This window comes from Chryseobacterium sp. G0162, from assembly GCF_003815715.1.
Classification (GTDB): domain Bacteria; phylum Bacteroidota; class Bacteroidia; order Flavobacteriales; family Weeksellaceae; genus Chryseobacterium.
Window position 1 is genome coordinate 1,142,808 of the sequence record NZ_CP033922.1, and the last position, 12,055, is coordinate 1,154,862.

At 38.1% G+C, this 12,055-nt stretch carries 9 protein-coding genes; 3 read left to right on the forward strand and 6 right to left on the reverse strand.

What is annotated here, in order from left to right:
- The 6 genes from EG344_RS05235 to EG344_RS24430 form a co-directional block, all read right to left on the reverse strand.
- Complete coding sequence (locus EG344_RS05235; protein WP_123908625.1) at positions 1 to 1,092, reverse strand: hypothetical protein; 1,092 nt, start codon at positions 1,090 to 1,092, stop codon at positions 1 to 3.
- An 84-nt stretch (positions 1,093 to 1,176) separates the two neighbouring features.
- Entirely contained in the window at positions 1,177 to 1,971 is a 795-nt protein-coding gene (locus tag EG344_RS24130) for a hypothetical protein (RefSeq protein ID WP_185145592.1), read from the reverse strand.
- Positions 1,972 to 2,418: 447 nt separating this feature from the next.
- Positions 2,419 to 4,467 carry a heavy metal translocating P-type ATPase gene (locus EG344_RS05245; protein ID WP_123908626.1) on the reverse strand — a complete coding sequence of 683 codons (2,049 nt, stop codon included), beginning with the start codon at positions 4,465 to 4,467 and terminating at the stop codon, positions 2,419 to 2,421.
- A gap of 18 nt (positions 4,468 to 4,485) precedes the next feature.
- Complete coding sequence (locus EG344_RS05250; protein ID WP_123908627.1) at positions 4,486 to 5,742, reverse strand: efflux RND transporter periplasmic adaptor subunit; 1,257 nt, start codon at positions 5,740 to 5,742, stop codon at positions 4,486 to 4,488.
- Position 5,743: 1 nt separating this feature from the next.
- Positions 5,744 to 10,108 carry a CusA/CzcA family heavy metal efflux RND transporter gene (locus EG344_RS05255; RefSeq protein ID WP_123908628.1) on the reverse strand — a complete coding sequence of 1,455 codons (4,365 nt, stop codon included), beginning with the start codon at positions 10,106 to 10,108 and terminating at the stop codon, positions 5,744 to 5,746.
- A 126-nt stretch (positions 10,109 to 10,234) separates the two neighbouring features.
- The gene (locus EG344_RS24430; protein ID WP_123908629.1) at positions 10,235 to 10,561 is read right to left on the reverse strand and encodes a DUF6660 family protein; all 327 of its coding nucleotides are present in this window, start codon (positions 10,559 to 10,561) and stop codon (positions 10,235 to 10,237) included.
- Positions 10,562 to 10,695: 134 nt separating this feature from the next.
- Between EG344_RS24430 and EG344_RS05265 the strand changes: the two genes are divergently transcribed.
- The 3 genes from EG344_RS05265 to EG344_RS05275 are packed head-to-tail and all read left to right on the forward strand — an operon-like array spanning position 10,696 to position 12,055.
- Entirely contained in the window at positions 10,696 to 11,022 is a 327-nt protein-coding gene (locus EG344_RS05265) for an ArsR/SmtB family transcription factor (protein WP_123908630.1), read from the forward strand.
- 57 nt (positions 11,023 to 11,079) lie between these two features.
- Positions 11,080 to 11,553, forward strand: coding sequence for a DUF6428 family protein (locus tag EG344_RS05270; RefSeq protein ID WP_123908631.1), 474 nt, complete (start codon positions 11,080 to 11,082; stop codon positions 11,551 to 11,553).
- A gap of 10 nt (positions 11,554 to 11,563) precedes the next feature.
- The gene (locus tag EG344_RS05275; protein ID WP_123911760.1) at positions 11,564 to 12,055 is read left to right on the forward strand and encodes a GNAT family N-acetyltransferase; all 492 of its coding nucleotides are present in this window, start codon (positions 11,564 to 11,566) and stop codon (positions 12,053 to 12,055) included.

Consider the following 12,055-nt stretch of genomic DNA (forward strand, 5'->3'; position numbering starts at 1 on the left):
TTATGGCGTTACCCAACTTGTTACGCCGTTCACACTTTTCAGAATATATGTTCCGGTAGATGGAGCGTTAGGAACCGTTTCTGTTGCAAAACCAAATGATCCATCAGCTTTGGCAACCACTTTTTTTGTATAGGATGAATCTCCGTCTGCATTGGGCATTTGGGAAGGTATTACGCTGAGCTTGCCATTGATATTTAACCATCTCTCAGAAAAATCCCCCGAAATCAAAGCAAATTTGTAATCCGTATAATTGTTCGTGATACTATCCCAAAAGCTGGTTGAACTTGTTGTGACGGGGGTTGAATGTATAGCTAGTTTATTACTTACGCTTCTGTTTCCTGTGGCCGGGCTACCAGCGCCAATGCCAATGAAAATATTGTTAGACCCTGTTCGGTTTCCCGTTCCTGACAGATATCCAATAGATATGTTATCATTTCCCGATGTGATATATGACATAGCTCCTGGACCAATTCCAATATTTCTACTGCCGGAGATTACGCCGTTTGCTATGCCATTCAAAGCAGAAACTCCTGCAGCATAATTAAGTTTGCCTGTAACTTCACCCTGAGACATTGCATAAGCACTGGCTGAGTTTCCTTTTCCAGAGGTTATATTAGAGTCGGTTGCAAAAATAGAATTGTAGTCACCGGTAATTGGACTTCTGGAATTTCCCAGTATGTAATTTTCTTTCTCATCAAAATTAAGATGCAGACTGTTCTTGACAATAAGTTCAACCGTAGAAGTGTTGCCCTTGAGTGCAACTGTATCTAGAGGGTCTTCTTGTATAAATGACTTCCATAGATCACCGTCAAAATAATACAACCCGGACTTTGTGATATGAATGACCTGACCGGATAAATTAGTAGCTGGAGATGTTACAAACACGACAGCTCCTTTTTTTGCAGATGAATATGTTTTTGCTGCGAGTTGGTTTCCTGTAATCCGTGGAGGAATAATCCCGTCATAATGATTGGTGTCATTTGGTTTTCCCACAACTTCTAAAGTAGCCTCCGGAGTTTGGGTGTTAATACCAATCTGTCCCTGAATTGATATTGCGATGAAAGGCAGAAAAAAATAAATTAGTGTTTTCATTTTATTTTTTGATTAAAATTCATTTTGTCTTAAGAATCGTATTAAATGTTTTTAATTTGTATTAATTGCTATAATTTTAGCATCCTATTGTAGATAGGGTCTGATCCAATTTGAGTAGCCCTGAACTTCTCCATAAGTATAATATGATGTTGATATTGCGCCTAAAGAAGCTTGAGGAATTTTTATGGTAAAATTTTCAAGCAAGGCTGGAATAAGCATTGTTGAATTCTCAGGATGTAAAAAAACAATCTGGTTAGGAATATACCCTATGTCACTAAAGATATCCGGGATATGTATAAGTGCGTCTGAAGTAATTGGTTCTGAATCAGTCGACCTGAATATTTGAAATTTTACATTGACGATACCATTAACTTTTCTGAATGATACGGATCCTTTTAAGCCTCCATAATTTTTGGTTCCAATCGTATTGTATTTAGAAGCGGTTAAATAATTATTTGTATTTCCATTATAATTAACCGGAGCGGACCAGGTAGAAGTTGCAGTAAGAGCTGTAGTGCTGGTATGGTCAAACGTCAATAGAATTCTATATTCAGTGGGTTGCTTTTCTTTTGAAAATGTTTGCCACAAATTACCATCAAAATAATATAATCCGGGTTCACTTATTTGAATGACTTGTCCTGATAAATTGGTAGCCGGAGATGTTACAAAGACGACAGTTCCTTTTTTTGAAGATGAATAGGTCTTTGCAGCGAGTTGGTTTCCTGTAATTCGTGGAGGAATAATTCCGTCAAAATGATTGACATCATTTGGTTTTCCTACCACTTCTAAAGTCGCTTCCGGATTTTGGGTATTGATGCCGACCTGACCTTGGATTGATACTACTATTAATGCTGGTAGAAGATGACTCAATTTTTTCATTAGTATTTGATTAAAAATTCTGTGACAAAATTGGGAGTTAAAACCTTCTAAAACAATAGTATTCAAAGGGTTTGGGCTAAATAAGAATAATCTGGATTAGTTTGGAAAATAGCGAAGATTAAAAAAGACTAAAAAAGATTAATCTGGAATATTCGCTCAAAATAAGAACAATCTAAAAAATGTTGATGAAATGTTCTTCCTTTATGTTAGTAATTTAATAATTCTTTATAAAACGATAAATTACTTAGGTTTGGAAGTATGGAACTAATAGAAAATAAAATAGTTAAGCAAATTAAATAAAGGATTCCACAAACAATGATTAATAACTAAAGCGAAAGGACGTTAGTTTTAATCTAACGTCCTTTGTACTCGTAAAAAATATTTTTGCAACTTACAATTTTACTTGCAGTTACATCGAATCTCTTGATATAATTTCTAAGAAAATATTTACTTAAATTTCATTTTCTGAATTCTAACAGCATTTAATATAGCTAATAAAGCAACGCCTACGTCTGCAAAAACGGCTTCCCACATTGTTGCTAATCCACCAGCTCCCAAAACCAATACAATCGCTTTTACAGCAAAAGCTAGGAAAATGTTTTGCCAAACGATCTTCCTGGTTTGCTTTCCGATATTGATTGCCATCGGTATTTTGCTTGGCTTATCATCCTGGATGACTACATCTGCAGTCTCGATGGTTGCATCACTTCCCAATCCGCCCATTGCAATACCTACGTCGCTCAAGGCAACAACAGGAGCATCATTGACGCCGTCTCCCACAAAGGCAACTGTTTCATTTTGTGATTTGATCTCTTTTACTTTGTTGACCTTATCTTCCGGTAGCAGGTCACCGAAGGCATTATTGATTCCCAGTTGATCGGCAACAAATTGTACTACGGTGCTCTTGTCTCCGCTTAACATCGTGGTTTTTACACCTAAAGCTTTAAGTTTATCAACGCTCAGCTGTGCATCTGCTTTTATACTGTCTGCAATAGTAAGATAGCCTGCAAATTTTCCGCCATAAGCGATTGCAATTATTGTATAAACGATATGCGTAGGGTCAAGATCATATTTGATATTGAACTTATCCATCAATTTAAAATTTCCCACAAGCAGATCTTTTCCTTTGATACTGGCTTTCAATCCGTGCCCAGCAATTTCTGCTGTATTTTCTAATTGTATAGAATGGTCGATTTCGCCGACATATTGATGGATTGCCGTAGCGACCGGATGGGTACTTTTGCTTTCTAAAGCATTTACCATCTTCAGAATTTCATCTTTATTAAATTCAGATTTTAAAGTAACTTCCTGAACTTTAAAGACGCCCTCGGTCATTGTTCCGGTCTTGTCCATTACCACATTTTTAATATTGGCGATAATGTCTAAAAAATTACTTCCTTTAAACAGTATACCGTTCTTTGAAGCTGCGCCAATTCCGCCGAAATAACCTAGAGGAATGCTAATAACCAAAGCGCAAGGACAGGAGATAACTAAGAACACTAATGCTCTGTAAAGCCAGTCACGGAAAACATAATTTTCCACGAACAGATATGGTAGTAGGCATATCAGTACTGCGAGTCCGACGACAATGGGTGTATAAATCCTTGCGAATTTTCGGATAAAAAGTTCGGTAGGTGCCTTCTGAGCCGTCGCATTTTGTACCAATTCTAAAATTTTGCTCAACTTACTGTCTTCGTAAGCAGTTGTAACTTTTACCTGAGCAATAGTCTGTAGATTGATCATTCCGGCAAGCACGCTCTCACCTTTGTTTTTGGTATCAGGCTTACTCTCACCAGTTAATGCAGCGGTATTGAACGATGCGGATTCACTTACCAACTCTCCGTCCAGAGCCAGCTTCTCTCCTGATCTTAGCTGTACAATATCCCCAATTTTCGCCTGTTTGGCAGGGATGGTTTTTGGTTGATTACCTTCGAGAACGGTCACTTCATCAGGACGCTGATCCAACAACGCCTTGATATTATTCTTCGCCCTCGAAACAGCAAGTGTCTGGAAAACTTCTCCTACACTGTAGAATAACATAACAGCAACCCCTTCCGGATATTCACCGATTGCAAATGCGCCTATAGTAGCAATGCCCATTAGAAAAAATTCCGAAAACACGTCACCTTTGGCGATGCTTTCATACGCTTCTTTTAAAACAGGTAAACCGACAGGCAAATAAGCCACCGCATACCATACGATCCTTACCCAGCCTTTAAACCACTCCTGCGGAAAAAAGTTATCCAGTACGATCCCTATCAAAAGTATAACCAGAGAAATAATTGCTGGCAAAAACATTTGAAATGTATTTTTCTCCCCATCGTTATGGCCGCGCCCATCATCTTCATTTTGCGTTTCAGATTTATTATTCTCTGTAGAGCAGCAGCTACCATTATCAAGCAATTTTTTGGCACCTGCGTCTTTGTAAATTTTGCCTTCCTGCGCTGTACAACAAAGCTGGTTTCCTTCCTCGTCGTAAATATGTTTGTGTTCCATTACAGTTATTTTAAAAATTTAATCTTCGTGTTCACCTGAATTACTTAGCTTAGCATTGACAAAAAATGCGCCTTTTACTACTATTTCAGCATTTGCCGGAATCTCATTGATAGCTGTAATCGCCGTGTAACCCATATCAGAAGAACCTTTTACAACTTCTATCTTTTCGAAATTAGCCATTTTTTCTGCTTTCTTAGATATTTTCTTTTCATTTAAATGTTCTCCTTCTCCCTCTTCTTGATGCTCTTCAGCCTTTTTGTCTGTTTTGATAAAAATGAAATATTTGCTGTCCGCTTCTACAATGGCTTCATTGGGAACCGCCGGCGTGGTACTTTTATCGAGACTTACGATTCCTGTGATATTCATTCCGTCGATCAATCCGGATTTGTTTCCTGTTACAGAACAGTGAACCGAGATTGTTTTGCTGTCGTTTTCAAAGGATGAACCAATGCTGTAGATTTTGGCATCGTACTCGGTTTCAGGATTATTTGTTAATTTAAAATGAACGATTTGCCCCACTTTCATTTTTGGCAGATCCTTTTCAAAAACCTGCAAATCAAGATGTAGGGAACCATTATCTATAATTTCCGCAACGGGTGATGAGATGTCAACATAACTTCCAATTTGTGCAGAAATAGTACTGATCGTTCCACTGATTGGTGATGTGATAACTAAACCCGATCGCAGATTTCCATTGTTGACATAGGCGGGATTGATGCCCATAATCTGAAGCTGTCTCTGCAAAGATGATCTTTGTGTTCTCAGGGTTTTCAGTTCAGCATCTGAACTCTGAAGGTTCTTCTTTGCGCCGGCATCATTATCAAATAATTCCTTTTGTCTCCTGTATTCCTGTTCTGCAAATGCAATCCTGCTTTTCACGGTCAGGTATTGCTCTTGCAACTGAATGTATTCCGGATTTGAAATGGAGGCAATTACCTGTCCTCTTCTTACAAAATCCCCGATCTGTACATTCAAAGTTTTAATAATCCCACCATACATTGATGTGACGGTCGCTTTATTATTGTTCGGAACTCTAAGTGCTCCATTGGCTTTGATGGTAGAAGTCAATTCCTTCATCTCAATCTTTCCTAGATTGATGCCAACCGCTTTAATCTGTTCTTCAGACAGGCTTGCTATGGTCTGGGGAACCTCATCACCGCGTTCTTCTGCCTGCTCAGTTTTGATTTCGCTTTCCGATTCTGTGTTGGCCTCTTTCTTTCCACAGCTCATAAGAATAACAAAAACGAAAGCAGTATAGATGATATTTTTTTTCATATTATTTATTGATTAAAGAGTTAATGATGATTACAGACTGATTGACTTGTTGAATGGATTCCAGATACTTAAGCTGAATATTGGTTGCAGTCTGCAGAGCGAAAAGATATTCGACGTAGGAGATTTCTCCGGTTTTGTAACCGAGCTGACCTGCTTTTACGATTTTTTCTGCATTTGGAATAGCCTGACTTACATAATATTCATATTGCTGTACATCCTGCTTGTATTGGTCTAAGGCATTCTCAAGTTGAACCGTCAATTGTTTTTGCTGGAGTTTTGCGTTCGATTCTGCCATTTGCCTCTGATAATCCAAAGACTGGATTCTCGCTTTCGTCGCTCCAAAAGTCAAAGGAATTGAAATCCCAACATTGGCAATGTGAAATCGGTTTCCTGCATCAAAATACTTTTCCTGCCCATTGAGTGTATGAAAACCTATGATTGACTGGTTCGTGTAACCCAAACTGAACTCAGGTAAGCCCTGCGATCGCTCTACGTTTTTATTTTTCTCGGCAATTTCCATTTCCTGGTAGAATGCTTTGACGGTTGGATGATTGGCAATTGTAGTGCTGTCCAGAACATACTCCGCTTTCATCGGCTCATAATTTTCTTTAAACAAAACCTTTATATCATTGTCTGTATTTAATAGTGCTTTCAGATTTTTGTATGCATTATCAAGATAAATTTTATTCTGATTTAGCAATAGACCGATCTCCCCTTTCTGAGTTTCTGCTGTACTGATTTCAATTTTTTTGATGTCACCTGCATTGAATCTGACAGTGGCTATCCTGATAAAATCCTGATAAAGGCTGTCGAGCTTCATCAGTTTGGTCTGGTTGTAGTGCAGATATTCAATCTGGTAAAAATAAGTTCTGACCTGCCGTGCAACTTCGTTGACGGTGATGTCTTTACTGATCTGTTTAGCTTTAATCTCTTCTGCAATCAGGTCTTTTCTGGCTTTGAACAGAGTCGGAAATGGTATGCTCTGCGAAATGGAAAACGACTGGTCGAACTTCGGACTGTTGTATTGACCTAACTGTGCATTGAAATTCATTTTTGGCAGTTCATTAGCGGTCGGTTTCAAGGCCTCGGAAACTTTAATATCCAAATCTTTCGTTTTTATTGAATAACTATTGCTCAATGCCATTTCTGTAGCCTGTTCCACAGAAAGTGTTTTTGTTGTTTGAGCATTCAATGTTTGTCCGACAAGTAGAAATCCTAACACGATAATTGTTGTCAAAGATTTCATCTTCATATTTTTAATTCTGAAGTTACTGTTGAAAATGATGTAAAGAATCGGTAGAACAAATAGCGTCAGAAACGTCGCAGTGATCAAGCCACCTATTACCACCGTTGCCAAAGGTTTCTGAACTTCTGCTCCGGCTCCTGTTGAAATTGCCATTGGAAGAAATCCTAATGAAGCCACTGTTGCGGTCATCAGAACTGGCCGAAGTCTAGTTTTAGTACCTTCTACGACACGTTTCATAAGATTTGTTTCGCCATCTTTTTCCAGCTGATTAAATGTTCCTATGAGGACAATTCCGTTGAGAACAGCAACGCCAAACAATGCGATAAAACCTATTCCGGCACTGATACTGAATGGCATATCTCTGATCAATAAGGCGAAGATCCCGCCGATGGCACTCATCGGTATCGCAGTAAAAATTAATGCAGCCTGCTTAAATGAGCGGAAGGTGAAGTATAACAAGAAAAATATCAGGAGTAAAGAAACCGGAACAGCAATCAGCAATCTCTTGCTCGCATCCTGCAGATTCTCAAACTGTCCGCCATAAGTGAAATAATATCCCGATGGCAGCTTTATTTGTTGTTCAAGTCTGCTTTGAATGTCATCGACAACACTTTCTACATCCCGACCTTTGACATTAAAACCTACAACTATTCTTCGTTTCCCTTCTTCACGGCTGATCTGTGCCGGGCCGAGTTTATAGCCGATATTAGCCACTTGAGAAAGTGGGATTTGGTTTCCTGTATTGGTGGATATCATCAGATTATTGACATCATCAATATTAGCTCTGTGCAGGCTGTCCAAACGAATCACCAGATCAAACCGTCTTTCGTTTTCAAAAACCTGACCTGCGGCTTTACCCGCAAATGCAGTGCTTAAAGTATTATTGACATCCTCAATATTTAGTCCGTAATTTGCCATTCTTGTGCGGTCATACTCCACATTGATCTGTGGAAGTCCGCTGATACGCTCAATCTGAGGCGCTGTTGTTCCGTCAATAGTCTGAATTACTTTTCCAACTTTATCCGCATAAATAGCGAGAGAATCCAAATTTTCACCGAAAATTTTCACGGCCACATCCTGGCGAATTCCCGTCATCAGTTCATTAAAGCGCATCTGTATCGGCTGGTTTTTCTCGAAAAATACACCGGGAATCAATTCTAGTTGTTCTGAAATTTCGTCCGCTAATTCATCATAAGATTTATCACTTTTCCATTCATTTTGTGGCTTTAAAACAATGATCAGATCTGTAGCTTCAAAAGGCATTGGGTCGGTAGGTACTTCGGCAGCCCCTGTTTTTCCCACCACCATTTTTACCTCATCAAATTTCTTGATAATTCTGGAAGCCTGCATTGAAGTCTCAATGCTTTGCGACAGGGAGCTTCCCTGAGGCAAGATGCAATGAAAAGCAAAATCGCCTTCCTGTAACTGTGGGATAAATTCGCCACCCATTCGACTGAATATAAATAGGCTCACTGCAAATAAAAGTACCGTAACGGAAACAATTATACCCTTGATTTTGATAGCTCTTTTTAGTAATGGTTGATAGATACCCTGAAGTTTATTCATCAGCTTATCTGAAAAAGTCTCCTTTTGTGATATTTTTTTTGATAAAAACAATGCGCTCATCATCGGGATATAGGTCAGAGATAAGATCAAAGCTCCCAAAATAGCAAACCCTACTGTTTTTGCCATCGGTGTAAACATTTTCCCTTCAACACCGACCAAAGTTAAAATAGGAATGTAAACGATCAGAATGATGATCTCGCCAAATGCCGCACTATTTCTGATTTTCGAGGCGGAAAGAAAAACTTCTTCATTCATCTCAGACTGCGTCAGTTTCTGCGTAGATTTTCTAAGTCCTAAATGATGGAGTGTCGCTTCCACGATAATCACGGCACCATCAACGATTAACCCAAAATCTATTGCGCCTAAACTCATTAAATTGGCACTGACCCCAAAAACATTCATCATTCCTAATGCAAAAAGGAGTGATAATGGGATTGCTGAGGCAACGATCAATCCTGCTCTTAAATTCCCTAAGAATACAACCAATACAAAAATCACGATGAGTGCTCCTTCAATAAGATTCTTTTCAACTGTACTGATTGCTCTGCCAACAAGGTTTGTCCTATCAAGAAAAGGTTCTATTACAATATCGTCTGGCAAAGATTTTTGAATAGTAGGAATTTTATCTTTGATGAGATTTACAACTTCACTGCTGTTCGAACCTTTTAGCATCATTACAATGCCACCAACAGCATCTACATTACCATTGTATGTCATGGCTCCGTAACGAACTGCACTTCCAATACGAACATCAGCTACATCTTTAATGAAAATAGGGACATTTCCTTTGTCATTCTTGACTGCTATATTTTTAATATCCTCAAGAGAAGTTACGACACCTATGCCACGGATAAAATAGGCATTCGGCTTTTTGTCTATGAAAGCACCTCCTGTGTTCTGATTGTTTTTCTCCAATGCAGTAAAAAGGTCTGTGATGCTGATCCCCATTGCTCGGAGCCGATTGGGATCGACAGCCACTTCATACTGTTTCAGTTCCCCTCCAAAACTGTTGACCTCCGCAACTCCCGGCGTTCCGTTCAGTTGTCTTCTGACGATCCAGTCCTGCATAGTTCTCAGCTCCTTAGATGAATATTTTTTTTCACTTCCTTTCTTCGGATGCAGAATATACTGATATACATCTCCTAAGCCAGTACTCACAGGTGCAAGTTCTGGTGTGCCAACACCTTTTGGAATTTCTTCTGAAGCTTCTTTTAATTTTTCACTGATCAGCTGGCGTGCAAAATATATATCGACATCTTCTTTAAATACCACGGTAATAACAGAAAGGCCGAATCTTGAGATACTTCGAGTCTCTTCAATATCTGGTATATTGGCGATGCTTTGCTCAATGGGGAAAGTGACCAGCTGTTCCACTTCCTGACCCGCAAGTGTTGGACAGACAGTTATGATCTGCACTTGATTGTTGGTGATATCGGGCACAGCATCAATGGGCAATCGGTTTGCGCTCCATACACCCCATAGTATCAGTAACAAGGTCATTATTCCTATGACGATCTTGTTGTTGATGCTAAATTTTATGATTTTATCTAACATTTAATTTTAATTTTATTGAAATTGCTTACGAATTCAAAGCAGCCACAAACTCCTGTAAAAAGTACAGAAGTCTTAACCATTAAAGACACTGCTTTACGGCAAAATCTTTAAAACTATCAAAAAAAATTAAATCTTAGGGGGTTGCCAGATATGGTCATAAACCTGATAGGCAATGTTATTCTTATGAAAAAGAATTTTTTTGGAAAAATAGAATTGAACCTGCAAAGGAATTTCCAGCAAAGGTTCTACCTTAAAGGCAATAACACTTACATGGCTACAGTTGCACATGCAAAAAGGAGAACAAGTACCATCATTACTACCCGGCTGGGAATTCTCGGAACTTATGGAAATCTCACTATGATGACCTACAACACGCTGCGTTTCAACATCACTGCAAGGAATGATAAGCAGTGCTACGAAATAAAATGTTAATAGAAGTCTCAAAATTTTCACTTTACAAAAGTATAAAATTTTTATTTATGTTTTACTTTTAGTAAAAACTATCTTACACGTGATTGAAGAAAAAAGATAAATTATTTTTTATATTTAGTATAAATCGTAATATTGCAATATTTAATAACAAAATTATGGGAGCTACTAAGACAGAACATTTTACAGATCAACAAAATCAAATTGCAACTATTGCAAAAGCAGTAGGGCATCCTGCGCGAATAGCGATTATTGAGTATCTGATGAAAGTCAATGAATGTATCTGTGGAGATATCGTGAACGAATTGCCTTTAGCTCAACCGACCGTCTCTCAGCATTTGAAAGAACTGAAAAATGCCGGGATCATAAAAGGTAACATTTCCGGAAACGCTATCTGCTATTGTATAGACGAAAAGACCATCGAAATTCTCAACACTTATTTTTCCGCAATAGTACAAACGGTTACCAAATCAAAATGCTGCTAAGCGTTTTTTTAACCTTAATATATCGCAATATTGCATTTAACCTATATAGATTTAATTATGAAATTATCAGAAGTCAAACAAATTTTGCCAACATTAGAAAATGTTGAATTCCAATTAGAAAATGGAGTTTTCGTTCCGGAACATTTTCACGTTACGGAAGTAGGTATGATTAATAAAAACTTTATTGATTGTGGCGGTGTGATCCGTTCAGAGAAGGTTGTGAATTTTCAGCTTTGGAATGCAGACGATTTTGAACATCGTTTGAAGCCTAACAAATTACTCAACATTATCAAACTTTCTGAAGATAAATTAGGAATCGAGGATTTTGATATTGAAGTTGAATATCAAAGTGATACGATTGGAAAATATGATCTAGAATTCAATGGGAAAACATTTATTCTAAAAAATAAGACCACAGCTTGTTTAGCACAGGACGCTTGTGGAATTGCATCAGAAAAAGAAAAGAAAAACTTATCCGAACTTAATGTTAATCAAAACAATTCTTGCACACCAGGTGACGGATGTTGCTAATTCAGTTGCTATGGAAATAAAGCCGATTACCAAAGAAAATTTTCCAGAGTTGGTGGAGATCTATGGTCAGAGATTAGCAACCAACATTGCCACTTTTCAAAATGATTCGCCAATATGGGAAGATTGGGATAAAGGACACCTTAATTTTTGCAGGATCAGTATTTATGAAAATAACGAAATGTTTGCTTGGGCTGCATTATCTCCTGTCTCCAGCAGATGTGTTTATTCGGGCGTAGCTGAAGTAAGTGTTTATGTAGCAACAATTGCAAGAGGAAAAGGGATTGGTGAAATGTTGTTGAATGAATTGATTAAACAAAGTGAGTCAAATGAAATATGGACTTTACAATCCGGGATATTTGCAGAAAACCAAAATAGCATAAGATTACACGAGAAATGTGGTTTCAGGATCGTCGGCTATAGGGAAAAAATTGGAAGAAAGAATGGGGTTTGGAAAGACACTGTATTGATGGAACGAAGAAGTAAAATTACTGGAATCAACTAA

What these genes read in the sequence shown, in the direction of transcription:
- EG344_RS05235 (WP_123908625.1), bottom strand. Translation starts at nt 1,092, where the DNA reads ATGAAAACACTAATTTATTTTTTTCTGCCTTTCATCGCAATATCAATT.
- EG344_RS24130 (WP_185145592.1), bottom strand. Translation starts at nt 1,971, where the DNA reads ATGAAAAAATTGAGTCATCTTCTACCAGCATTAATAGTAGTATCAATC.
- EG344_RS05245 (WP_123908626.1), bottom strand. Translation starts at nt 4,467, where the DNA reads ATGGAACACAAACATATTTACGACGAGGAAGGAAACCAGCTTTGTTGT.
- EG344_RS05250 (WP_123908627.1), bottom strand. Translation starts at nt 5,742, where the DNA reads ATGAAAAAAAATATCATCTATACTGCTTTCGTTTTTGTTATTCTTATG.
- EG344_RS05255 (WP_123908628.1), bottom strand. Translation starts at nt 10,108, where the DNA reads ATGTTAGATAAAATCATAAAATTTAGCATCAACAACAAGATCGTCATA.
- EG344_RS05265 (WP_123908630.1), top strand. Translation starts at nt 10,696, where the DNA reads ATGGGAGCTACTAAGACAGAACATTTTACAGATCAACAAAATCAAATT.
- EG344_RS05270 (WP_123908631.1), top strand. Translation starts at nt 11,080, where the DNA reads ATGAAATTATCAGAAGTCAAACAAATTTTGCCAACATTAGAAAATGTT.
- EG344_RS05275 (WP_123911760.1), top strand. Translation starts at nt 11,564, where the DNA reads ATGGAAATAAAGCCGATTACCAAAGAAAATTTTCCAGAGTTGGTGGAG.